This window comes from Kitasatospora xanthocidica, from assembly GCF_014656195.1.
Lineage (GTDB): Bacteria > Actinomycetota > Actinomycetes > Streptomycetales > Streptomycetaceae > Kitasatospora > Kitasatospora xanthocidica.
The window spans coordinates 498,651-521,083 of record NZ_BNBY01000002.1; the positions used below are offsets into that span (position 1 = coordinate 498,651).

Genomic DNA, 22,433 nt, shown 5'->3' on the forward strand with positions numbered 1-22,433 from the left:
CGCGCGGGCCGAAGGGCCCACGCCCCGGAGAGCGGGCGGGCCCGCTACGGGCGGTAGACGTACGGCGTCGTGGTGCTCAGTCGGGCGAAGCCGAGGCGCTGGAGGATGGGGCGGCTGTCGTCGCTGGCGTCGACCTGGAGGTACTGGTAGCCGAGGTCGGCGGCGAGGCGGGCGCGGTGGGCGACGAGGGCGCGGTAGATGCCGCGGCCGCGCCAGTCGGGGGCGGTGCCGCCGCCCCAGAGGCCGGCGAAGCCGGTGCCGGGGTTGAGTTCCATCCGGGCCGCGGAGACCGGGCGGTCGCCGGCGAGGGCGACGACCATGGAGAGGGTGTCGCTGCCGTGCCGGAGGTGGTCGAGCATCTGTTCGCGCAGGCCGGGGAGGTCACGGCCGAAGGCCTGGGTGTGTGCCTCCATCATCAGGTCGACCTCGGCCGGGTCGGTCACCGGGTGCAGCCGGACGCCTTCGGGCAGGACGACCTCGGTGGGCAGGTCGGCGATCCGGGCGATCATCAGCGCCTCGTCCGGTTCGGGGGTGAACCCGGCCGCGCGCAGCCGGTCCCCGAGGTCGGCGGGGCGGTCGTGGGAGTAGGTCTTCCACTCGAACTCCAGGCCCAGGCCGGTGAAGTGGCGCACCTGCGCGGCGATCGCCGCGTCCGCCCCGGCCTCGTCCAGGCCGGACCACACCACGCCGTTCCAGCCGGTCGCCCCGCCCACCTGCCGCACCACCGCGCCGTCGCGCTCGACGTCGGCCGCGGGGCCGTCGGGCCGTGCGCCGCGCCGGACCCGGTCGTCGAACAGGGCGAGTACCTCGTCATGATCCATCCGCTCACTCCAGCACGGCCCGGGAACGGGCGCCACCGAGTTTCCGCCCGGCCGGCTCCGCACGGACGGCCGGCCCGGCGGAGGAGCGTGCGGACGGCCCGGCGGAGGAGCGTGCGGACGGCCCGGCCGGCTCCCGGCCCGCCAGGATCACCGAGCTCGGCGCCTCCGCCCCCATGATGGCGTCCAACAGCGCCCGGGCGGCCGCGAGTTCGTCCATCTGCCGGGTGATCCGGGCGCGTTCCGCCGCCAGGCCCGCGAGCAGTTCCGGGCAGGTCGGGCCGGGCCCGCGGCTTCCGGGCGGCGGCAGACCCGGGAGGATCTCGGCGATCACGGCACTGTTGAGGCCGGCCGCGAGGAGGGTGCGGATGCCGTGGACGGCGGCCACGTCCGGCTCGCCGTACTCGCGGTAGCCGCTGGGGCGGCGCTCGGGGGTGAGCAGGCCCTGCTCCTCGTAGTAGCGCAGGGCGCGCGGCGTGGCCCCGGTTCGCCGGGCGAGTTCTCCGATCCGCATCGCGGGCACCTCGTTCGGTCGGCCGTCCGCCTTGACTCTGCCGTCGGCGTGAAGGTCTAGCGTAACCGCCGTGCCGAACGAACGGTCTTCCTCAACCCCCTCCCCCCGCACCGCCGTTGCCGTACTCGGCCTGGGCCCGATGGGCCGGGCCCTGGTCCGGGCGCTGCGCGCGGCGGACCATCCGACCACCGTCTGGAACCGCACGCCGGGCCGGGACGCCGAACCGCTCGCCCTCGGCGCGCGACCGGCCGCCACCGCCGCCGGAGCGGTGGCGGACGCCCCGCTGGTCCTGCTCTGCGTCCGCGACCGGACGGCCGCCCGGGCCGTCCTGGACGCCGCCGGGGAGGCGCTGCGCGGCCGGACGGTCGTCAACGCCACCTCGATCACGCCCGAGGACGCCCGGGCCGACGCCGTCGAGGCCGGGGCCCGCGGCTACCGCATCCTCGACGCGGCGATCCTCACCCCCACCCCGACCATCGGCGGCCCCGGCGGCACCGTCCTGGTCAGCGGCGACGCCGCGGCCTTCGCCGAGCACGAGCACACCCTCCGGGCCCTGGGCACCGTCCGCCACGTGGGCACCGACCCGGGACGGGCGGCGGCCTTCGACGCGGCCCTGCTCGACCTGTTCTGGACCACCGTGCACGGCTGGGTCCACGCCCTGGCCCTGGCCCGCGCCGAGGGCATCTCCGGGGCCGAACTCGCCCCGTACGCCCAGGGCCTGCCCCGCATCCTGCCGCCGCTGATCGACGACTTCGCCCGGCGTGCGGACGAGCACCGGCACCCGGGCGACCACAGCACCCTGGCCTCCGCCGCGGCCGGACTGGCCCATGTCGCGCACACCGCCCGGTCCCGCGGCCTGGACACCTCCGTCCTGGACGCCGCACTCGCCCTCACCCGCCGGGCGGTCGACGCGGGGCACGGACCGGACGGGGTGTCCGCCCTGGTGGAACGGCTCTCCGTCCGGTGACCGGCCTACCGGGCCGGCCCGCCGAGCCGGCCCGTCTCACCGGTACGTCCCACCGGCCCGTTACGGCCAGTCCCCGCGCGCGGCGAGGTCCAGGACCAGGGCGGCGATGTTCCACGCGTCGTCGTCGCCCCGGTGGTGCCGGCCCTCCAGGGGCAGGCCGGCGACGGTCAGGGCCTGGGCCATGCCGGGACGTCGGCGCAGGCCGTAGGAGGCGGTGAAGACCACCTTCGCGTTGGTGTGGCGGTGGCCGAAGGGGTACTCCGCGCTGGTCTGCCGGCACTGGCGGGTGAACTGGTTGCGGTCGTAGTCGCCCCAGCTGGCCCACGGGAGCGAGCCGGCCCGGTGCGCGCCCGCCAGAGTCCGGCACGCCTCGGCGAAGGAGAGGCCGCCGTCCACCTCGGCCTGGGTCAGACCGGTCAGTTCGGTGCAGAACGGGCTCACCTCCGACCGGGCCGGGCGCACCAGCAGCCGGTGCTTGGCGAGGCGTTCACCCGCGCGCAGGTCGACGACGGTGAGCCCGATCTCGATGATCTCGCTCACCTGGCCGGGCGGCGGCTGCCCCTCCCAGCAGGTCGCTTCGACATCGACCACGTTCAGCAGGTGCGCGTTGACGTCCATGGCGAGCGAGCGTAGGAGCGGCACCCGCCGCCGGTCACCCGGTTTTCGCCGGGCGACCGGTCGGCGCGCCCCTACTGCGCCAAGTACCCGCCGTCGACCGGCAGTACGGTGCCGGTGATGAAGGAGGCCTCGTCGGAGGCCAGGAACAGGACCGCGGCGGCGACCTCGGCCGGCGCGCCGAGGCGGCCCATCGGGTGGAGCTTCTCGATGGCCGCGAGGTATTCGGGGCCACCGGGTTCGTCGCGCAGCCGGGCGACGCGTTCGGTGGTGATGGTGCCGGGCGCGACCGCGTTGACCCGGATGCCCCGGTCGGCCCACTCGACGGCGAGGTGCTTGGTGAGGCCGGAGGCGACGAACTTGGCCGGCCCGTACACCGCCTGGCCGCGCTGGCCGGCCTCGCCGGAGATCGAGGAGAGGCAGACGATGGCGCCGCCGGGCCGCTCCTGGGCGGTCATCGCCCGGATCGCGTACTTGCAGGTGAGGAACATGCCGCGGCCGTCCACGGCCATCACGCGGTCCCAGTCCTCGGCGGTGGCCTCGGTGATCTCCATCAGCGGGATCACCCCGGCGTTGGCGACCAGGACGTCCAGCCGGCCGTGCCGCTCCACGGCCGCCTCGATCATCCGACGGGCGTCCTCGTCGCGGGCCACGTCACCGACCACCGTGCTGACAGCGCCCGGGAGTTCACCGGCCAGCCGGTCCAGCCCGGCCGCGTCCACATCGGCGGCCACCACCGACGCGCCCTCCCGGACGAACCGCTCGGCGACGGCCCGCCCGATGCCGCTCGCCGCACCCGTCACCACGCAGGAGCGACCGGCCAGCCGGCCGCCCGCGCGACTCCCCGCCGCGTCCACCGTCACCATGGACGCGACTCTACCCACCGGACGGCCCGGACACCGGGGTTCCACCGGCCACCCGCGCTCGGCGTGTCGAAGGACGGCTGGCACCCCGGATACGCCGGAGGGAGATCACAACAGCCTTGCCGCGGAGAGGTGTTGAGGGCTGCTACCGAAAGAACCTCCGCCGCCCGGCCCGGGACGGACCCAGGCGGCGGAGCGCCGGCCGTCAGACCGTCAGACCGTCAGGACGATCTTGCCCCGGAGGTGCCCGAGCTCGCTGATCCGCTGCGCCTCGGCCGCCTCCGCCAGCGGGAACACCCGGTGCAGCGGCAGCCGCAGGGTGCCGGCCTCGTGCAGGGCGATCGCGGCGGCGTAGGCGTTCTGGTGGTGGAACTCGACGCCGTCGGAGCCGCCGGTGACGCGGATGCCGTACTTCTGCGCGCCCTCGAAGTCGGCGATGGTCAGGACCCGGCCCGTACTGCCCGTCAGCTCGACGGACAGCGGCAGCACATCGCCCTTCCCGGCCGCGTCCAAGGCCCGGTCCACCCCGCCCGGGGCGACGGCCCGCACCCGCTCGGCCAGGCCGTCGCCGTACGTCACGGGGATCGCGCCGAGCTCGCGCAGGTGGTCGTGGTTGGCCTCGCTCGCGGTGCCGATGACGGTGATCCCGCGGGCCCGGGCGAACTGCAGCAGCACCGTGCCGACCCCGCCCGCGGCGCCGTGGACCAGGAGGGTCTCGCCGGCCTGCGCGCCCAGCAGCGCCAGCGACCGTTCGGCGGTCTCGGCCGCGACCGGGATCGCCGCGGCCTCCGCCCAGCCCAGCGAGGCCGGCTTGTGGGCGAGCATCGCGGCGGGCACCAGGGCGTGCTCGGCGTAGCCGCCGCCCATCACGGCGCCGAACACCTCGTCGCCGGGGGCGAAGCCGCTCACGCCCTCGCCGACCGCCTCCACCACACCGGCCAGCTCGTAGCCGGGCACGGCGGGGAAGGTGACCGGGAAGATCCCGGCCATCGCACCGCTGCGCACCTTGTGGTCCAGCGGGTTGACGCCCACGGCGCGGACCGCGACCCGCACCTGGCCGGGCCCGGGGGCGGGCAGCTCGATGTCGATCGGACGCAGCACGTCCGCGCTTCCGTACTCGTGGAAGGCGATCGCCTTGGTCATGGAAGCTCCTTGGGGTTTCTGCGAGTTGGTCTGTCCGTCGGTTCCCATCCTGGACCCGGTGCCAGGGTCGGGGACCAAGCCTTTCGGACGGTTCGACCTGTCCGAACGGCCAGGTGGGTCCGGTCGTGACCGGACTAGACTCGGCGCCATGGATGGTGCGGACGGCGTGAACGGGACGAGCGGCGCGGACGAGCGGTGGCAGGAGGCCTGGGGCCGCCCCGAGGACGCGCTGGCGCGGGCCGTCGAGGTGCTGCGCGCGCCACGGCCGGACATCCTGCCCCGCCTCTCCCGGACGCTCGGCACCCTCGTGCCGCACGTGGCGATCGCCCAGCTCAGCGGCGTCTGCACCTTCTCCCCCACGCACGCCCACGGCCTGCCCGAACTGACCGAGGGCATCAGCAGCCTGGAGCTGTCCCGGCTGGCCGAGCGGACCACCGCGACCACCTCGGCGGGCCGCCCCTGGCAGGGCGAGGCCGAACTCGCGGGCCGCACCCGGCCGGTGGTCGTCGTCACCGCCACCCCGAGCGGCACACCGGACGGCGGCACATCAGCCGGCGCCACCCCGGACGGCGGCACCGGACCGTCCACCGAAGGACCCGCCACCGGCGGACCGACCACCGGCAACGGCGCCGTCCTCGTCCTCGTCCGGGCGGACGCCGCACCCGTGCCGCCGGGGGCGCTCGCCGTGCTGCAGCAGCTGTGGGAGCTGGTCATCGCCCACTCCGACCACCGCTCCACCGACGCCGGGCCCAGGAACGCGGCGGCCTCCCGCGTCTCGGCCAACGCCCGCGCCCGGGCCATCGCCGAGTTCACCGGCACGCACAGCGCGGCGCTCAGCGCGATCCTGGCGCCGCTGCGCTCGGCGGACCTGGACGACGCGACGGCCCGCCGCAGCGCCACCGAGCTGGCCGTCACCGCCCTGCTCGACCTGCGCCGGGGCGCCGACCTGGACCGCGCGCTCAGCGAGGAGCCCGCCGACGCCGCCTTCGCCCGGCTCGCCCGGGAGCTGCGTCCGCTGCTGCGGCACACCCGGGTGCGGCTGGACGCGGCGCCTCCGGCCGAGGCCGCCCGCTCGGTGCCCGCCGACGCCGCGCACACCGCCCGGGACGCCGTCCGGGCGGCCGTCCTGCTGATGCTGGAACAGGAGAAGCCGGGCCGCCTGCACGTGAGTTGGCAGTTCACCGCGGACGACGCGCTACGGGCGGTGGTCCGCGGCGACGGCCTGGGCGTGCTGGCCGTCGACGCCCTCGCCGTCCACCGCACCGCCGACCGCATCGCCGCGCTCGGCGGGCGCTGCACCGTCGAGGCGGTCCCCGGCTGGGGCACCACGGTGACGGTCGACCTGCCGCTCACCCTCCCCGAGCCCGCCCTCGTCTCCGATCCCCTGGCCGGCCTCCAGCCGCGCGAGTCGGAGGTCCTCGACCAGCTCGCCCAGGGCCGGCGCAACCGCGACATCGCCGCGGCGCTGCACATCAGCGAGTCGACGGTGAAGTTCCACGTCGCCAACATCCTGGCGAAGCTGGGCGTGGCCTCGCGCGGCGAGGCGGCGGCCCTGGCCCACCGCGCCGGGCTGCCGAACGGGACGGTGGGGCTCCACGTGGCGTCCTGAGCCCCGAACGCCCCCGCCCTGCCGCCCCGCCGGGCGGCCCGGTCGGACAGCGTGGCCGGACGGCGCGGTCGGGCAGCGTGGCCGGACGGCGCGGTCGGGCAGCGTGGCCGGACGGCGGGGGCGGACCGCGCGGTCGGACCGCGGGGAGCCCCGCGCATCCCGCCGACATCGCGGACGGAGCTCAGCCCAGGGTGACCAGCCGGGCCCCGCCGTCCGCCTCGATGACGGTGCCGGTGAGGTTGCGGTTGGTCGCCGCCAGCACCACCACGTCCGCGATGTCCTCGGCGGTGGCGACCCGCCGGGCGGGCAGCTGTTCGGCGGCCTGGGCGAAGTAGGCCTTCCGCGCCTCCTCGGGCAGCCCGTTCCACCAGGGCGTGTCGACCAGCCCCGGGGAGACGCCGTTGACCCGGATCGGCGCCAGCTCCGCCGCGAGCGGCTTGACCAGGGCTTCGACGGCGCCGTTGATCGCCGCGATGCCGGCTGTGCCGGGGATGCCGGAGCGGGCGGTGGTCGCGCCGAGCAGGGTGATCGACCCGGTGGGCGCGAGGTGCGGCAGGGCGGCCTGGACGGTGGTGAGGTGTCCCCAGAACTTGGCGTCGAAGGCGCGGCGCAGCATGGCGAGGTCCAGGTCGGCGATCGGGCCGGGGCCCTCGCTGCCGGCGAGCGTGACGACCAGCCAGTCGATCCGCCCGATCGACTCGATCACCCCGGCGATCTGCGCCCGGTCGCCGCCGTCGGCCCGGTGGCCGGCGAGCTCCGGGTCGGTGCCGGCGACGGCTGCCAGCTTCTCCTGGTCGCGGCCGACGACGTGGACGGCGGCGCCGAGGCCGTGCAGCCGGCGCGCGGTGGCCAGCCCGATTCCGGAGGTCCCGCCGACGACCAGTGCGGTGTGCTTGTTCACGAACGCTCATCTCCCCGATGGAAAACTTCCAGGTCCGATGCCGACGGCAATTTCGAACCGTGACGTCTCGTCTCGAATTACGGTAGCGTGCCGACCGTGACCGAGCAACGAGCAGATCTCCCCCGCCCCGGCCGGAAGCGCAGCGAGGAGAGCCGACTGGCGATCCTGACCGCCGCCTTCCAGCTCCTCGCCGAGGTCGGCTACGCCGCCCTCACCATCGAGGGCATCGCGACCCGCTCGGGCACCGGGAAGCAGACCATCTACCGCTGGTGGCCCGCCAAGGCCGACGTCCTGATGGACGCACTGGCCACCAAGGCCGACCTGTACGTGCCGGTGCCCGACACCGGCAGCCACCCGGCCGACCTGCGGGAGTTCCTGCGCGCCAGCATGGTGCTGGGCCGCCGCCCCGAGGTCGCCGCCGGACTGCGCGCGCTCATGGCGGAGGCGCAGATCGACCCCGCGTTCGGCGAGCGGTTCCGCGCGTCCTTCCTGCGGCCGCGACGCGACGCGCTCGGCGCCCTGCTCGACCGGGCCAGGCTGCGCGGCGAACTCCCGCCCGGCCTGTCCGTCGGCACCGCCGTCGACCTGGTCTTCGGCGTCGTCTGGTACCGGCTGCTGGCCACCGGACAGGAGCTCGACGACCTGCTCGTCGAGGAGCTGGTCGGCGTGCTGACCTACGGTGGCAACTGACGACGTCCAATCGGAGAGGGGCGACATGACCGACCGGCCGACCACCTGGGATCCCGAGACCCCCGGCCTCCTGCGGCTGCCCTCCGGCCGCCTCCTGCGCGGCCGCGGCCTGAGCCGTCCGCTGCCGCCCGGGCCCCGGCCCGCCTTCGGCCTCTACCTGCTGGGCCGGCCGCCGCAGGACATCGAGTGGGAGCACCGCTGGGTGCGCTGGCCCGATTTCCGGCTGCCGGGCGACCGCGCGGACGCGGCCGACGCCTTCCGCGACGCCTGGCAGCGCGCCACGACCGAACGCGTCGAGCTCGCCTGCGCGGGCGGGCGCGGACGCACGGGCACGGCGCTCGCCTGCATCGCCGTCCTGGACGGCGTCCCGGCCGCGGAGGCGGTCGCCTACGTACGGGAGCACTACAGCCGGCACGCCGTCGAGACGCCGTGGCAGCGGAAGTTCGTCGAGCGGCTGGCGTAGGCGGCCGAACGAGACCCCCGGCCTCCGAACGGCCCCGACGGTCGGACCCAACGGACGGATTCGACGGACGGATTCGACGGACGGCCCCGACGGACGACCCCCCACGGACGACCCCGACGGACGGCCCGGCGAACGGCCCCTCAGGTGAAGTGCGAGGGAGTCGGACGGAGGTTCAGACCCGGCGCAGCCGGGGAACGGCCGGTACGGCCGCCAGGAACAGCATCGCGGTCAGCACGAACGGCCAGGTGAAGGCGTGCCCGCCGAAGGGCGCGCAGATCGCGTCGAGCGCCGGGGTCAGTACGGTGGCGGTGGCCGCGCCGAGCAGGGCGTAGCCCGCGCTCCAGGCGCTCGGGGCGACGAACACTCCGCAGAGCGCGAGGGCCACCAGCACGCCGCTGTAGCCGAGCAGTCCCTGCCCGACGGCTTCGGCGGGCGCTCCGAACGCCCAGGCGGTGAGCAGTGCGGTGGCGCTGCCGGCGCAGGCCATGACGCCCGCGAGCCGGCTCGCCGCGAACAGGCCGGCCAGGAACAGCAGGCCGACGTACCACTGGGGCAGCAGGAAGACCTGGCCGATGTTGGCGAAGAACCCGCGCCAGAGCCGGTCCCAGCCCAGCCCGGTCTCCCCGACGGCGGCCACCGGCAGGGCGGCGGGTTCGGCCGCGCCGCGCCACAGCCGTCGCAGGCCCGGGGCGGCGGCCGCGAGGGCCGTCGAGACCAGGCAGAACGGCGCGGTGAGCGCCGGGAGCCGCCAGGTCGACAGGACGGTCCCGAGCCCGGCCGTGACCACCACGACGACGGCGGACCCGAGGACCGCCACCGCGACCGTGGCCGGCCGCCCGCCGCCGAGGAGGACGGCGCAACCGAGCGCGACCAGGCAGCCGTTGTACCCGTGCAGCCCGATGCCGACCGCGCGCCGGTCGAGCCCCAGCCCGTACGCGACGGCGGTGGAGACGGCGCTGCCGAGCAGGCCGTAGAGCCCGTACGCCGGGCCGGCCGCGAACAGTGCGGCCACGAAGAGGGCCCCGCACACCACGGAGGGCATGAAGTCGACCTGCGCGACGCCGCGCAGGACTTCGGCGACCACCCTGAGAGGTCCGGATCCGATCACGGATGCGGATGTCGGACGAACGGCCTCGACCGCTCTCTCCCCTCCCTTGTACTGCCCCATACCTCGCACCAATTCCCGGTACGGCCGGTGCGGTTGCAGGCCACCCCCGGCGATTCCCCCGGAACCGTACAGCCGCGGAATGCGGGCACGGGCGCACACGGCGCGCTACGCCGGATCGGCGGAGCGTCACCACAGGGCAGCTGATCTGCAACATTTTGTTGAAGCTGGCCGGGCGCGAAGGGCCCCTCCACCAGGAATTTCTTTGCGAAATTTTACTCGCGGCCCAAATGCCGGACCAGGAACCGCTCCGAGGCCGCCACCTGGTGGTCCGGCACCTCCAGGTGACCCCCGGGGTTGGCGTGCAGCGTCTTCTCCCGCGAGCCGAACGCGCCGAACAGCGCCAGCGCCCCCTCGCGCGGGACGAGCTCGTCGCCCCACTGCACGACGAACTCCAGCGGCACGCCCACCCGCTGCGCCGCCTCCGCCTGCGCCGGGTGGCCCGCCAGCCCGAACACCCCGGCGGAGATCCGCGGTTCGGCCGCCGCGAGCGGGATCCCGACCACGCTGCCCAGCGACAGCCCCCAGAACCCGACCGGCCCGAGGCCCTCCCCCACCGCGCCCAGCGCGTCCAGGACGGCCACCCACTCGGGCACCGCCCGCTCCGCGAGGGCCGCGGTGTGCCTCGCCACCCAGGCGCTGATCGGGCGGCGGGCCGCCAGCAACTCCCCGATCTCCGTGACGAACCGCTCGTCCTGCGCGGTGCGCGGCCGCTCCCCGTGCCCCGGCGCGTCCAGCGCCACCGCCGCGAAGCCGTACCGCAGGACACACCGCCGGGCGCGCTCCGCGACCGTCAGCCGGTTCCCGCCGCCGCCGTGCGCCAGCAGCACCAACGGCCGCCCGTCGAGGGGCGGTCCGTCCGGTTGCCAGAGCACTCCGGGCACTCCGCCGAGGGTGAAGCCGCGCTGCGCGACGCCGTCCGAGCCGATCTCCGAGGTGAAGTCCACCCGGCCATCATGGCCCCCGACACACGTTCGAGTCCGGCCGATCGCGCACTCGGCCGGTGAACGCCGCCGGGTTCCGGGCGGCGCAGGACAGTCACCGCGGCGGCAACACGGCCGCACAAGCGGCGAGGAGTGGGAAGTCGGCGGATCCGACGTCCCACTCCTCGGCCTTGGTACGTCCCGGCCGCTACTGCGCGGCCGCGTTCTCCTTCAGGAAGTCCAGCAGCAGCGCGGTCGTCTCCTCCGGCCGCTCCAGGCTCGGCAGGTGGCCGGCCCACGGCAGCTCCAGGTGCCGGGCGTTCGGGAGGACGGTCGGGAGGGTCGCGGCGATCTCCCGGAAGTCCGGCAGGTCGTGCGCGCCGCCGACGGCCAGCGTCGGGGCGGTGACCAGCGAGAGGTCGACCTCCTCCTTGTCCGGGCCGACGGTCGCCTCCATCTGCACGTCGAACGCGTGCCGCTGCATCCGCCGGACGTTCTCGCGCACCTCGGCGCCGGCCTCCGGGCCGAGCCAGGTGTCGACGTTCAGCGCGACGGCCCCGTCGATGTCCCCGGCCTCGATCAGCTCGTCCTCGCGCCCGCCGAACGCCCGCAGCGTCTCGCTGGGCTCGTGCCCGGGCATGCCCGCCGCCAGCAGCGCCAGCGCGGTGACGGCCCGCGGCCGCAGCGCGGCCACCGTCAGGGCGATCCGCCCGCCGTGCGAGGCGCCGACCAGCGCCGCGGACTCGATGCCCAGGTGGTCCAGGAGGGCGAGGACGTCCCGGGAGTCGCTGTACGGGACCTCCGAGAGCGGCGTCTCGCCGAACCCGTGGAAGTCCGCCCGCACCACCCGGTACCCGGCGTCGAGCAGCGGCTGCCACTGCGCGTCCCACATCCGTCGGTCGCACACCGAGGAGTGCAGCAGCACCACGGCGGGCCCACTGCCTGCTACGTCATGAGAAATGATCATCAGGTCGGATGCTAGCGGCCCGCCCGCCGATCCCCAAGGGATTTTTTCCCGGCCGCGGCGAACCCCCTCCACCGAACCCCACCGAGCCCCGTCGATCCCCACCGCCCCCGCCGTCCGTGCTCATCGGAGACGGACGAGACGGACGAGACGGACGAGACGGGCCCGGGCGGGAGTAAGCGCTTCCGGCCGCCCCCGGGCTCTGGGTGGGTGAGGAGGTGCTCATGGGAGAACCGAAGAACGGGCGGGACGAGGAGATCCAGGCGTTCATCGTCGCGGTCTGGCCTCGCCTGGTGCGGACGGCGTACCTGCTGGCCGGTGAGCAGTACGCGGCGGAGGACCTGGTGCAGTCCGCCGCGGAGAAGGCCTGCGCGGCCTGGTCGAAGGTGCGCCGGGCGGACGACCCGTACGCCTACGTGCGGCGGATCCTGGTCAACCAGCACGCCCGCCGCTGGCGGCGCCGGCCGCCGGAGCTGCTGGTGGACGCGGTGCCGGACGCGGTCGGCGTGGAGGGCGGGTTCGCCCGGGCCGACCAGCGCGGCGCGCTGATGACGGCGCTGGCCACCCTGCCGCCGCGCCAGCGGGAGGCCGTGGTGCTGCGGCACTGGGAGGACCTGAGCGACAGCCAGACGGCGGCCGCCATGGGGTGCTCGGTGGGCGCGGTGCGCAGCCACGCGGCGAAGGGCATCGCGCGGTTGCGGCAGGTCACGGAGCTGGTGGGGCTCAAGGACACGACACACATCGGAGGAGTGGTATGAGCGCGGACGTGGAGCACGGCAAGGACCCGTGGATCGGCCTGGGCCTGGCCGAGGCGGCGGACGGTGCGCGGATCGGCCCGGCGCCGGTGGCGGACATCCTGGCGGGCGGCCGCCGGCTGCGGCACCGCCGCCGTACGGTGGTCGGCGCGGTGGCGCTGGCCTCGGTGGTGGCCCTGACGGGCGGGGCGCTGGCGCAGCTGCGGCCGGACCCGGCGGCCGCCCGGGCCGCCTCGGTCGCCCCCGCCCCCGCCGCAGCCGGAGCCGGTGCCGGAGCCGCGGCCGCCCAGCCGGAGCCGGCGGTGACGGTGGGCGCGATCGTCCCGGGCGTGCGCGATCCGTTCAGCCCGATCCGGGTCCGGCTCGGGAAGGGCGTCGTCAACGGCAAGACCTGGGAGCTCTGGCAGGCGCTCTGGCCGGTGGCGCCGAAGGAGCGGGCGTACGAGCAGGCGCTGGCGGTGTGGCAGGAGCGCGCCCCCTACGACCCGGTCGTCACCAAGCCCACGGAGGACTTCGTCCTGCACTACTACGACCCCGACTCCGATGTCATCAACACCTACGTCATGGTGGACGGGGTGCGCCTCGGCCACGACAGCGAGGGCGTCACGCCGTCCCCGGGCAAGCTCGACCCGCGGATGGCGAACACCTTCGGCGGCGGTCTGGTCGGCCACCGGGGCAAGGACGACGTCCCCGTGATCCCGCTCGACCTGGTGCACCTGTCCATCGGCCCCGACGTCGGCCGCGTGCTGGTGACCTGGGAGGACGGCACGACCACCGAGCCCACGCCCGTCACCGTCGGCGACTCCCCGACCCGCCACATGGTGATCCCCCGCCCGGGGACGATGCGGGCGAAGTCCTGGCAGTTCTTCGACAAGAACGGCACGAAGCTTCCCGACGCCGGAGCCAAGTACCTGACGGAGCCCTCCTCCTGACGCCTGCCTCCTGACGCCGGTGTCAGGACACCGGCGTCCTGACCCGTGCGGGAGTGGGAAGTCGGCGGGACCGACCTCCCACTCCCGCACGCCCCGTCGCGGGCCGTCCTCAGCCCGCCGCGTCCATCAGCAGCTTCGCCGCCACGGCCGCCCCGTCGGTGCGCAGCTCGCCGGCGGTGGCCGCCGCCCGCTCGCGGACCGCGGGGGCGAGGGCCCGGGCGAGCGCGGCGGACAGGGTGTCGACGGTCGGGACGGGGCCGTCGTGGGCGACGCCGATGCCCAGCTCGGCCACCCGGGACGCCCAGTACGGCTGGTCGACGATCTGCGGGACGAGGACCTGGGGCACGCCGGCCCGGGCGGCGGTGGTGGTGGTACCCGCGCCGCCGTGGTGGACGACGGCGGCGACCCGGGGGAACAGGGCCTGCTGGTTGACCTCGCCGACGGCGAAGCAGTCGTCCGCGCCGTCGACCTCGGCCAGCTGGGCCCAGCCGCGGCCGAGCAGCACCCGGCGGCCCTGCGCGCGGACCGCGTCGACGGCCACCCGGGCGGCGTACGCCGCGTCACGCAGCGGCATGCTGCCGAAGCCGACGTACACCGGCGCCTCGCCGGCCGCCAGGAAGGCCTCCAGCTCGGCGGAGAGCGGGCGGTCGTCCGGCAGGATCCAGGCGCCGGTCTGCACCACCTCGCGGTCGGCCGGGAGCCGCCACGGGTCGAGCATGGGGTCGGTGGCCAGCCACGGGCGGTCGGTGAGGACGTGGTCGCGGACGTTCTCGGCCACCGGCAGCCCGACGGCCGTCCGGTGGGAGTTGACCGGCTCGCCGAAGAGCGCGTTCATCGCCCCGATGTTGAGGTCCCACAGCTCCTGGTTGTCCGTCACATCCGCCGGGTACGGCATCATCGGGTACTCGAACGGCCGGTGGTGCGGGGAGGGCAGCATGAGCGGCTGCAGCGCGACGCACACGAAGCGCGCGCCCAGCTTCTCGGCCGCCGCCTGGGCGCCGGCCACCGCCGGGAACAGCCCGGTCGCCACCACGGCGCCGTCCGGCTCGGCCGTCGCCAGCACGGCCTCGTAGAACTGCTCGACCAGCCGGGCCGCCCGCTTGGGGATATCCCCCGGCGCCGGCGGCGGCCCGCTCACCAGTGCGCGCACGCTCTCCCCGACCGGCACCAGGTCGATCCCGGCCTCGGCCAGCCGCGCCGCGAACTCCTCGTCCGGCGGCGCGCACACCTTCACCTCCGCGCCCAGCTCCCGCAGTCGCAGTGCCAGCCCCGCCAGCGGTTCGACGTCCCCGCGCGATCCATACGTCGACAACACCACACGCACTTCGTGACTCTCCCGTTTTCGCTGGTCCCGGCCTTGAGTTGGTGATTCTGCGGTATGACCGGGGCCTTGCCGCAAGCCCCTTCGTGCGCTATACATTGAGCATGACGGGGAGTGAGTCCACCTCCCCCGACCCCTTCACCCCTCTCCCCTCTGCGTCTTTCGCTCCGTCAGTCTCCGTCAGTCTCTGTCAGACTCTGTCCATGCGAACGATCATCGAGAAGATGGCCGGGCAACTGGCCGCGGTGCCGGGCGTGGTGGGCGTGATGCTCGGAGGGAGCCGGGCTCGCGGCGAGCACCGGCCGGGGTCGGACTGGGACCTCGGGGTGTACTACCGGGGTGAGCTCGACCTGGACGGGCTACGGGAGTTGGCCGGCCCCGGGGTGGAGTTGGCCGGGCCGGGCGGCTGGGGTCCGTGGGTGAACGGCGGCGCGTGGCTGCGGGTCGACGGGGTCGCCGTGGACTGGATCCTGCGGGACCTGGACCGGGTCGAGCAGGTGTGGACGGACTGCCGGGAGGGCCGCTACGAGGTCGGGGTGCAACCGGGCCATCCGCTCGGCTTCTGGTCGCCCTGCTACGCCGGCGAAGTCGCGTACGGGCAGGTACTGGCCGACCCCACGGGCGAGTTGACCCGGCTCAAGGAGCAGACCTCGGCCTACCCCGAGCCGCTCCGCGGGGCCCTGACCGCGGCCGCCTGGGAGGCCGGGTTCCTGCTCGACGTCGCCGCGAAGAGCGCCGGCGGCGCGGGCGCGGACGCCCTGTACGTCTCGCTCTGCCTGTCCCGGGCGTTCGGCGTCCTGGTCCAGGCCCTGTACGCGCACGACCGCCGGTGGTGCCTCAACGAGAAGGGCGCCCTGGCCGTCGCCGAGCGACTCGCCGCCGCCCCACCGGACTTCGGCCCGCGCGTACGCGCCCTGCTGGCCGCGCCCGGCGGCACACCGGCGGAGCTGGCGGCGACGGTCGCCCGGGCGCGGGAGCTGGCCGGGGAGACCGTCGCGGCACTCGCCGGCTGAGCCGTCCTCGGCCGGTCGCCCGCCCCTGCGGTTCTCCGCGGGGTGCCGGGGTGCGGAAAACCGCAGCCGGCTCGCCGGAAACCCCCATACCGGCGCTGAGCTGCGGTTCCTAGCGTGGGAGTCATCCACTTCGACCTCCCCGGGAGACCCGCATGCCGCACATCGTCCTCGCCGTCGCCCAGCAGCCCGCCGACGGCTTCGCAGGCTGGGCGGCCGACCTGGTGGACACCCTGGGCGGCCCCGGCGCCGGCCTGGCGATCGCCCTGGAGAACCTGTTCCCGCCGCTGCCCAGCGAGGTGATCCTGCCGCTGACGGGCTTCGCCGCCGGGCAGGGCGTGATCAGCCTCGCCTCCGCGCTCACCTGGACCACCCTCGGCTCCGTCCTCGGCGCCGTCGTCCTCTACTGGTTCGGCGCGCTGTTCGGCCGGGAGCGGATGCACGCGATCTGGGCCCGGCTGCCGCTGGTCAAGGTCTCCGACCTGGAGCGCACCGAGGCGTGGTTCGCCCGGCACGGCACCAAGGCGGTGCTGCTCGGCCGGATGGTGCCGATCTTCCGCAGCCTGATCTCCGTCCCGGCCGGGGTGCAGCGGATGCCGCTGCCCGCGTTCGTCATGCTCACCACGCTGGGCAGCCTGGTGTGGAACGGCGTGCTGGTGATGGCCGGGTTCCTGCTCGGGGACCGCTGGGACGTGGTGGAGACGTACGTCGGCCTGCTGTCCAAGGTGGTCCTCGCGCTGGTCGTGCTGGCCGCCACCGGGTACGTCGCGGTGCGCTGGCGCGGCCGCGGGCGCAACGGTGGCCGCAGCGGCGGACGCGGCGGCGCCGGTACCGCCCAGCAGCGCCGCACCCGGTGACCACCCGGTGACCACCTGGGCGACCACCCCGGCCACCGCCGCGCCCCACCCCGTAAGCTCGGACCCCGTGCGGGGGAGAACAGCGGACACGGCGTCATGGCCGCGTCGTGCCACCGGAGTCCTGCTCGGCGTCCCGACCGCCGCGCTCGCCGCGCTGCACCTCCTGCTCACCGGCGCCGCCCTCGGCCCGTTCCTGCTCTGGCCGCGCACCCGCCCGTACGCGTACGGGAGCCTGCTGGCCGGGGTGCGCCGCCTCGCCGCGCTCGAACGGGCCCGGCGACGCGCGTTCTTCGGCGACCGCTTCCCCCGCCACTACCGCGCGGACGACCACAGGCTGCTGCGCTACCTCGCGGTGCGGGCCGGCGGCGGACTGGTCACCGGGGCGGTGCTGGCGCTGCTCGGCTTCGGGGCCGTCCTGGTCGGGCTGCTGGTCCGGGGCGTGCTGCGCGGCTCGCTCGGCGGGGAGGAACTGCTGACCCAGGTGCTGCTGGGCGGGGTGCTGCTGTTCCTCGCCGTGCAGGGCCTGTACTCGCTGGCGGCGCTGGACGCCCGCACCGCCCGCGCCTGCTTCGGCCCGTCCGAGGCCGAGCTGCTGCGCCGCCGCGTCGCCGAACTCGCCGACAGCCGCGCCGCGGTGGTCCGGGCCGTGGACGCGGAGCGGCGGCGGATCGAACGCGATCTGCACGACGGCGTCCAGCAGCGCCTGGTGGCACTGGCGATGCTGCTGGGCCGGGCGCGCCGCGGCCGGGAACGCGACCAGGACCCGGAGCGGACCGACGCGCTGCTACGCCAGGCCCACCGGGAAGCGCGGGAGGTGCTGACCGAACTGCGCGAGGTGGCCTGGCGGGCGTACCCGTCGGCGCTGGACACCCTCGGGCTGGAGGAGGCGCTGGGCGGGGTGGCCGGGCGCTGCGCGATCCCGCTCCGCCTCCGGTACGAGGTGGACGGCCCACTGCCCGAACCCGTGCGGACGGCCGCCTACTTCGTGGTCTCCGAGTGCGTCACCAACGCCGCCAAGCACGCCCGCGCCTCGGCCGTCGAGGTGCGGCTCGGACGGACCGGCTCCCTGCTCACCGTCCGCATCGAGGACGACGGCGCCGGCGGCGCGGACCCGGCGGGCAGCGGCCTGACCGGCCTGCGCGGCCGGCTCGCCGCACTCGACGGAACCCTCCACGTCGACAGCCCCGCCGGGGGCCCGACCGTCATCACCGCGGAGCTGCCATGCGCGTGACCCTCGCCGAGGACTCGACCCTGCTGCGGGAGGGCCTGGTCCGGCTGCTCGCCGAGGAGGGCCACGAGGTCCTGGCGGCGGTCGGCGACGCGACCGCCCTGACCGCGGCGGTCGCGGCGCGGCGGCCCGACATCGTGGTGGTGGACATCCGGATGCCGCCGACGCACACCGACGAGGGACTGCGGGCGGCGGTGGAGATCCGCGCCCGGTGGCCGGAGGTCGGCGTGCTGGTGCTCTCCCAGCACATCGAACGCGGTTACGCGGCCCAGCTGTTGGCCGCCAGCGCGGAGCGGGTCGGCTACCTGCTCAAGGACCGGGTGGCCGAGGTCGACGACTTCCTGGACGCCCTGGTACGGGTCGCGGCGGGCGGCGCGGTGATCGACCCGGAGGTGGTGCGGCAGCTGGTGGTGCGCTCCACCAGCACCGACCCGCTGGCGGCGCTCACCCCGCGCGAGCGCAGCGTGCTGGAGGCGCTCGCCCAGGGCTGGACCAACGCGGCGATCGCCCAGCGGCTGCACATCTCGCAGAGCGCGGTGGAGAAGAACCTCAACGCCGTCTTCGACAAGCTGGAGCTGCCCCGCACCACCGACCACAACCGCCGCATCCTGGCCGTCCTCCGCCACCTCGGCGCGTAGGGCGGAGGGCGGAGGGCGGAGGGCAGAGGGCGGAGGGCGGAGGGCGGAGCGGGGCACGGGCGAGCTGGGCACGGGCCCTCAGTGGTGCCAGGCCCGCCCTCCCGTGTTGTGGACGAACCGCTGGAGGACCTTGAGGGTGGTCAGGTACTCCTCGTCCGTGATGCCCGCGTGGCGCTCGGCCCACAGTTCGTCCTGGAGGGCGGCCGCCCTGTCGAAGAACTCCCGCCCCTCGGCGGTGAGGTCGAGCCGCCCCCCGGCGGACTCGACGACCCAGCCACGCTCGACGGTGGCGTCGATCTCGGCGCCCAGGGCCTCCTGCCCGGTGTCGAGGTAGTCGCGCAGGACACCGGAGACGTCGTCGCGGGTCCGCGGCTGCTCGGCGCGGGCGAGCTGGGCGAGGACCCACCACTGCGGCTGCGTGGTGCCGAGCTCCTCCAGGGCGCCGCGGGTGCGGCTGACGACGGCCTTGTAGGCCGCCCAAGTCCAGTAGCCGATGGGCTGCTTGATCAGTTCGGCGTCGCTGTGCGAGTACTCCATGGCCCGGACCTTCCGTTTCCCGTCGACCGTGCTCGATCGCGCTCGATCGCGCTCGATCGCTTCGATGGGACCGACCCTAGAAGTTCAAGTTGACTTCAGGTCAAGTGCGGGGCGGGCCCTCGACAGCCGGCCGTCAGACCAGCCGGCGGTCCTCGAAGCACCAGCGCCAGCTCTCCCCCGGCTCGAAGCTGCGGATGACCGCGTGGCCGGTGCTCCGGTGGTGCTCGGCGGACCAGTAGCCGGGCGTGGACTCGCAGCAGCCGACGAAGCCGCAGTGCAGGCACAGCCGCAGCGCGACGGAGCGCTGGCCGAGCCGGTCGCAGTGCGGGCAGGTGGCGGTGAGCGGCGCCGGCTCCGGGCTGGGCAGGTCCGCGAGGTGGGCGCAGGGGCGGGAGGGGGACATGGCCTCCAGGATACGGGGCGGCGGCCCCACTCGTGTGGTTCTGTGACGCTATATCCATGAGTGGCCCCAACGTCCTGTTCTTCCTGGTGGCGGGCAGCGCCGCGGTCGCCGGCGTCGCCCGCCGGTACGGGCTGTCCGCGCCGCTGCTCCTGGTGGTGGCGGGCCTGCTGGCCTCGGAGCTGCCCGGCGTCCCCGACTACTCGCTCGACCCCGAGATCGTGCTGCCGCTGGTCCTGCCGCCGCTGCTGTACACGGCCGCCCAGGACGCCTCGTACTCCAGCCTGCGGGCCAACCTGCGGGCGGTGACCCTGTACTCCGTCGGCTATGTGCTGTTCTGCACGGTGACCATGGGCCTGGTGGCGCACGCGCTGGTCCCGGGGCTGCCGGTGGCGGTGGCCTTCGTGCTCGGCGCGGTGATCGCCCCGCCGGACGCCGTGGCGGCGACGGCGATCGCCCGCCGGGTCGGGCTGCCCCCGCAGCTGGTCTCGATCCTCCAGGGCGAGAGCCTGGTGAACGACGCGACGGCGATCACCGCCTACCGGGTCGCGGTCGCGGCGGCCGTGGGCGAGGGCTTCTCCTTCGGCAGCGCGGTGGGCGAGTTCCTGCTGGCCGCGCTGGGCGGCACGGCGGTGGGACTGGTGCTGATGTGGCCGCTCCAGCGGCTGCGGGTGCGGCTCGGCGACCCGCTGCTGGCCAACACCTTCTCGTTGCTGGTCCCGTTCGCGGCCTACGCGGCGGCGGAGGCCTTCCACGCCTCGGGGGTGATCGCGGTCGTCGTGGTGGGGCTCTACCTCGGCCACTACGCCAACTGCGTCGACTTCGCGCTGCGGCTGCAGGAGGAGGCGGTCTGGCGGATGGTCTCGTTCATCCTGGAGTCGGTGACCTTCGCCCTGATCGGCCTGCAACTGCCGGTGGTCGTCCGCAAGTTGCACGGCTTCTCGGCCGGGCAGCTGACGCTGTGGACGGCGGTGCTGCTGGCCGCTCTGATCGGGCTGCGCCTCGTCTGGGCCTGGCCCGCGGCGTACCTGCCGGGCCTGCTGAGCCGGCGGGTGCGGGAGCGGGAGGGCCGTCCGGCGTGGACCCGGCCGGTGGTGCTCTCCTGGGCGGGCATGCGCGGGGTGGTCTCGCTGGCGGTCGCCTTCTCCATCCCGGAGACGACGCACGACGGCACCCCCTTCCCCCAGCGCGACCTGGTGCTGTTCCTGGTCTTCGCCCTGGTCCTCGGCACCCTGCTGGTCCTGGGACTGACCCTGCCCGCCCTGGTGCGACGGCTGCCGATGCCGCCCCCGGACCCGGCCACCGAGACGCTGCGCGAGGCCCAGGCCCAGTACGAGGCCTCCGAGGCGGCCGAGGCCAGGCTGGACGAGCTGCTGGAGGACCCGCGCAACCGCGTCCCGGAGGCGATGGAGGCCCGGCTGCGCCGGATGATGGAGCGCCGCCGCAACGGCGTCTGGGAGCGGATGGGCGCCCCCGTCCACGAGGAGACCGGCGAATCCGTCGACTCCGCCTACCGCCGCCTCGCCCGCGAGACCCTCGACGCGGAACGGGTGGCCCTGGTCGCCCAGCGCGACGCGGGCCGGATGGACGACGAACTGCTGCGCCGGCTGGTACGGCGGCTGGACTTCGAGGAGGCGCTGCTGGAGCACACGGAGGACTGAGCGGGGACCGGAGTGGGGGCCGGGGAATCTTGGACGCCTACCGCCCGACGCCCCACAGGAGTTAGCGTCGTGCCCGTACTCTCCCTCACTCTCCCGTTCTCCACCGAGCTCCGAGGACATCCATGGTCGACACCGTCAGCTCGCTCACCTCCCGTGCCCACGACCTGATGGTGGCGAGCCTGAGCAGTCCGGCGGCGGCGGGCGCCGCCGGGCAGGACGCGCACCTCGTCGCGGGCTTCCAGGACCTCATCGGGCGGGCCCTGGTCCTCGGCTCCGACGCCGGCTGGCTGGTCGCCTTCGGGAACTCCGGCCTCGCCGGTCTGGCGTTCAAGCACCGGCAGGTCGACCAGGCGCTGTACCACCTGGACGTCGCGGTGACGGCCGGCTACAACGACTGCCTGGAACTGCACGCGCCGGCCCTGGTGGCGTACCACGGCGATCCCCGCTTCCGCGCGCTGTACCAGCGGATGCGGATCACCCTGGCGGACCTGGACGAACTCCAGTGGCTGCACCGGGAAGTGGTGATCATGTCCCAGGAGGCCTCCCAGGCGAGCGTCGACAACATCGGCCGCCGCGACACCGGCATATCCCTCCTCCCCCAGGCCCCGCTGCCGACCCGGGTGCCCAACACCCTAGGGATCCTGGCCTCCCGCCTCGAGGTCGCCGCGGTGCAGACCGCACTCCGCCAGGCCGCCTGGAACGCGGAGGTCAGCCGCAGCTCCGGCAACACCAGCCTCAGCCTCATCGACGACACCTGGGACTACCCCGGCGCCCGGCGCGACGCCTGGGACGCCGACGTCCTGGACACCCGGCGCGAACAGGCCGCCGCGGCACGGGCGTTCGTCGAGCGTCCGGGCCTCTCCACCCTGGTCGTCCCCTGCCCGCCGCTGGGCTCGCTCGTCTACCCGGCCTGAGCCGGCGGCCTGCCCGGGGCGGGGCCGTCACGCGGGGGCCGTCACGCGGGGCCGTCACGTGTGGTCGGCGGTCCCCACCGCTCGGACCCAGACCGGGAAGGGCTGGAGCACCGGCTCGTCGCCGGCCCCCTCCTCCGTCTCGTCGTCCGATTCGTCGTCCGTCAGCCTGACCACGCCGGGCTCCTCGTCCGCCAGGAAGGCGGCGACGATCGGCGCGAGGTCGTCGACCGGGACGTACGCGCCGCCGAACGGCAGCTTCTGCGGGCCCACCGAGCCGGTGGAGCAGCGCAGTTGACCGGCCTGCTCGTCGTGCCAGACGTAGAAGGTCGCCGGGCCGTCGTGCGCCAGGCCGTCGACCCGGGCCCGCAGCAGCGAAGCCGTCCGTTCGAAGGCGGCGACCACCTCGTCGACCGTCAGCGACCGCCGGTCCTCGGCCTCGGCGCTCAGCCACCAGGTGTTGGTCTCCCACTCCACCGGGTGGTCGTCCGGCTCCAGGGCCAGGGGTTCGTCGGCGAGCTCGGCGATGTACGTCAACAGCATCGCTG

Annotated in this window: 25 protein-coding genes; 12 read left to right on the forward strand and 13 right to left on the reverse strand. The window is 75.0% G+C overall.

Annotated features, from left to right (window positions below):
• Positions 1 to 44: 44 nt before the first annotated feature.
• The gene (locus IE332_RS05510) at positions 45 to 821 is read right to left on the reverse strand and encodes a GNAT family N-acetyltransferase (protein WP_189913929.1); all 777 of its coding nucleotides are present in this window, start codon (positions 819 to 821) and stop codon (positions 45 to 47) included.
• Between the two features lie 4 nt (positions 822 to 825).
• Positions 826 to 1,332, reverse strand: a complete 507-nt coding sequence (locus IE332_RS05515) for a MerR family transcriptional regulator (protein ID WP_189913930.1) — start codon at positions 1,330 to 1,332, stop codon at positions 826 to 828.
• Positions 1,333 to 1,402: 70 nt separating this feature from the next.
• Here IE332_RS05515 and IE332_RS05520 point away from each other — a divergent pair, with 70 nt between their 5' ends.
• Entirely contained in the window at positions 1,403 to 2,299 is an 897-nt protein-coding gene (locus IE332_RS05520) for an NAD(P)-dependent oxidoreductase (protein WP_229928316.1), read from the forward strand.
• Positions 2,300 to 2,359: 60 nt separating this feature from the next.
• On the opposite strand, the gene IE332_RS05525 is transcribed toward IE332_RS05520, so the two are convergent.
• The 3 genes from IE332_RS05525 to IE332_RS05535 form a co-directional block, all read right to left on the reverse strand.
• On the reverse strand, positions 2,360 to 2,917 hold the full coding sequence (locus IE332_RS05525; protein WP_189913931.1) for a 3'-5' exonuclease: 558 nt from the start codon (positions 2,915 to 2,917) through the stop codon (positions 2,360 to 2,362).
• A 71-nt stretch (positions 2,918 to 2,988) separates the two neighbouring features.
• Positions 2,989 to 3,780 carry an SDR family NAD(P)-dependent oxidoreductase gene (locus IE332_RS05530; protein WP_189913932.1) on the reverse strand — a complete coding sequence of 264 codons (792 nt, stop codon included), beginning with the start codon at positions 3,778 to 3,780 and terminating at the stop codon, positions 2,989 to 2,991.
• Positions 3,781 to 3,990: 210 nt separating this feature from the next.
• Positions 3,991 to 4,920, reverse strand: coding sequence for an NADP-dependent oxidoreductase (locus tag IE332_RS05535; protein ID WP_189913933.1), 930 nt, complete (start codon positions 4,918 to 4,920; stop codon positions 3,991 to 3,993).
• 148 nt (positions 4,921 to 5,068) lie between these two features.
• On the opposite strand from IE332_RS05535, the gene IE332_RS42175 reads away from it, so the two are divergent.
• Positions 5,069 to 6,529 carry a helix-turn-helix transcriptional regulator gene (locus IE332_RS42175; protein WP_308437528.1) on the forward strand — a complete coding sequence of 487 codons (1,461 nt, stop codon included), beginning with the start codon at positions 5,069 to 5,071 and terminating at the stop codon, positions 6,527 to 6,529.
• Positions 6,530 to 6,710: 181 nt separating this feature from the next.
• Here the strand turns inward: IE332_RS42175 and IE332_RS05545 are convergent, their stop codons facing one another.
• Positions 6,711 to 7,430: an SDR family oxidoreductase gene (locus IE332_RS05545; protein WP_189913934.1), complete on the reverse strand. Its 720-nt coding sequence runs from the start codon at positions 7,428 to 7,430 to the stop codon at positions 6,711 to 6,713.
• Between the two features lie 96 nt (positions 7,431 to 7,526).
• Between IE332_RS05545 and IE332_RS05550 the strand changes: the two genes are divergently transcribed.
• Together IE332_RS05550 and IE332_RS05555 are read left to right on the forward strand one after the other, a co-directional pair.
• Complete coding sequence (locus tag IE332_RS05550; RefSeq protein ID WP_189913935.1) at positions 7,527 to 8,120, forward strand: TetR/AcrR family transcriptional regulator; 594 nt, start codon at positions 7,527 to 7,529, stop codon at positions 8,118 to 8,120.
• Between the two features lie 25 nt (positions 8,121 to 8,145).
• On the forward strand, positions 8,146 to 8,583 hold the full coding sequence (locus tag IE332_RS05555; RefSeq protein ID WP_189913936.1) for a protein-tyrosine phosphatase family protein: 438 nt from the start codon (positions 8,146 to 8,148) through the stop codon (positions 8,581 to 8,583).
• 172 nt (positions 8,584 to 8,755) lie between these two features.
• Here the strand turns inward: IE332_RS05555 and IE332_RS05560 are convergent, their stop codons facing one another.
• From IE332_RS05560 to IE332_RS05570, 3 genes are all read right to left on the reverse strand, one after another.
• Positions 8,756 to 9,667, reverse strand: coding sequence for an urea transporter (locus tag IE332_RS05560; RefSeq protein WP_229928317.1), 912 nt, complete (start codon positions 9,665 to 9,667; stop codon positions 8,756 to 8,758).
• Between the two features lie 296 nt (positions 9,668 to 9,963).
• Complete coding sequence (locus IE332_RS05565; RefSeq protein WP_189913938.1) at positions 9,964 to 10,695, reverse strand: dienelactone hydrolase family protein; 732 nt, start codon at positions 10,693 to 10,695, stop codon at positions 9,964 to 9,966.
• Positions 10,696 to 10,879: 184 nt separating this feature from the next.
• Positions 10,880 to 11,638: an alpha/beta fold hydrolase gene (locus IE332_RS05570; protein WP_189913939.1), complete on the reverse strand. Its 759-nt coding sequence runs from the start codon at positions 11,636 to 11,638 to the stop codon at positions 10,880 to 10,882.
• Between the two features lie 221 nt (positions 11,639 to 11,859).
• On the opposite strand from IE332_RS05570, the gene IE332_RS05575 reads away from it, so the two are divergent.
• Positions 11,860 to 12,393: a SigE family RNA polymerase sigma factor gene (locus IE332_RS05575; protein ID WP_189913940.1), complete on the forward strand. Its 534-nt coding sequence runs from the start codon at positions 11,860 to 11,862 to the stop codon at positions 12,391 to 12,393.
• Entirely contained in the window at positions 12,390 to 13,322 is a 933-nt protein-coding gene (locus tag IE332_RS05580; protein ID WP_189913941.1) for a hypothetical protein, read from the forward strand. Before IE332_RS05575 ends, IE332_RS05580 begins: the two co-directional genes overlap by 4 nt.
• 109 nt (positions 13,323 to 13,431) lie before the next feature.
• Here IE332_RS05580 and IE332_RS05585 read toward each other — a convergent pair whose 3' ends face one another.
• Positions 13,432 to 14,646 (reverse strand): glycosyltransferase, encoded by a 1,215-nt coding sequence (locus tag IE332_RS05585; protein ID WP_189913942.1) that lies wholly within the window; start codon positions 14,644 to 14,646, stop codon positions 13,432 to 13,434.
• Positions 14,647 to 14,846: 200 nt separating this feature from the next.
• Here IE332_RS05585 and IE332_RS05590 point away from each other — a divergent pair, with 200 nt between their 5' ends.
• The 4 genes from IE332_RS05590 (at position 14,847) to IE332_RS05605 (ending at position 18,376) form a co-directional block, all read left to right on the forward strand.
• The gene (locus IE332_RS05590; protein ID WP_189913943.1) at positions 14,847 to 15,656 is read left to right on the forward strand and encodes a nucleotidyltransferase domain-containing protein; all 810 of its coding nucleotides are present in this window, start codon (positions 14,847 to 14,849) and stop codon (positions 15,654 to 15,656) included.
• 152 nt (positions 15,657 to 15,808) lie between these two features.
• Positions 15,809 to 16,510, forward strand: a complete 702-nt coding sequence (locus tag IE332_RS05595) for a DedA family protein (RefSeq protein ID WP_189913944.1) — start codon at positions 15,809 to 15,811, stop codon at positions 16,508 to 16,510.
• 67 nt (positions 16,511 to 16,577) lie between these two features.
• On the forward strand, positions 16,578 to 17,741 hold the full coding sequence (locus IE332_RS05600; RefSeq protein WP_189913945.1) for a sensor histidine kinase: 1,164 nt from the start codon (positions 16,578 to 16,580) through the stop codon (positions 17,739 to 17,741).
• Positions 17,732 to 18,376 carry a response regulator gene (locus tag IE332_RS05605; RefSeq protein WP_189913946.1) on the forward strand — a complete coding sequence of 215 codons (645 nt, stop codon included), beginning with the start codon at positions 17,732 to 17,734 and terminating at the stop codon, positions 18,374 to 18,376. The genes IE332_RS05600 and IE332_RS05605 overlap by 10 nt, the downstream gene beginning before the upstream one ends.
• Positions 18,377 to 18,454: 78 nt before the next feature.
• Here the strand turns inward: IE332_RS05605 and IE332_RS05610 are convergent, their stop codons facing one another.
• Both IE332_RS05610 and IE332_RS05615 read right to left on the reverse strand, forming a co-directional pair.
• Positions 18,455 to 18,913 carry a MarR family winged helix-turn-helix transcriptional regulator gene (locus IE332_RS05610; protein ID WP_189913947.1) on the reverse strand — a complete coding sequence of 153 codons (459 nt, stop codon included), beginning with the start codon at positions 18,911 to 18,913 and terminating at the stop codon, positions 18,455 to 18,457.
• A 133-nt stretch (positions 18,914 to 19,046) separates the two neighbouring features.
• Positions 19,047 to 19,316, reverse strand: coding sequence for a UBP-type zinc finger domain-containing protein (locus IE332_RS05615; protein ID WP_189913948.1), 270 nt, complete (start codon positions 19,314 to 19,316; stop codon positions 19,047 to 19,049).
• A gap of 56 nt (positions 19,317 to 19,372) precedes the next feature.
• On the opposite strand from IE332_RS05615, the gene IE332_RS05620 reads away from it, so the two are divergent.
• Positions 19,373 to 20,974, forward strand: a complete 1,602-nt coding sequence (locus IE332_RS05620) for a Na+/H+ antiporter (RefSeq protein ID WP_189913949.1) — start codon at positions 19,373 to 19,375, stop codon at positions 20,972 to 20,974.
• Positions 20,975 to 21,096: 122 nt separating this feature from the next.
• Positions 21,097 to 21,888 (forward strand): hypothetical protein, encoded by a 792-nt coding sequence (locus tag IE332_RS05625; RefSeq protein WP_189913950.1) that lies wholly within the window; start codon positions 21,097 to 21,099, stop codon positions 21,886 to 21,888.
• 54 nt (positions 21,889 to 21,942) lie between these two features.
• On the opposite strand, the gene IE332_RS05630 is transcribed toward IE332_RS05625, so the two are convergent.
• The gene (locus IE332_RS05630; protein ID WP_189913951.1) at positions 21,943 to 22,428 is read right to left on the reverse strand and encodes a hypothetical protein; all 486 of its coding nucleotides are present in this window, start codon (positions 22,426 to 22,428) and stop codon (positions 21,943 to 21,945) included.
• Positions 22,429 to 22,433 lie beyond the last annotated feature (5 nt).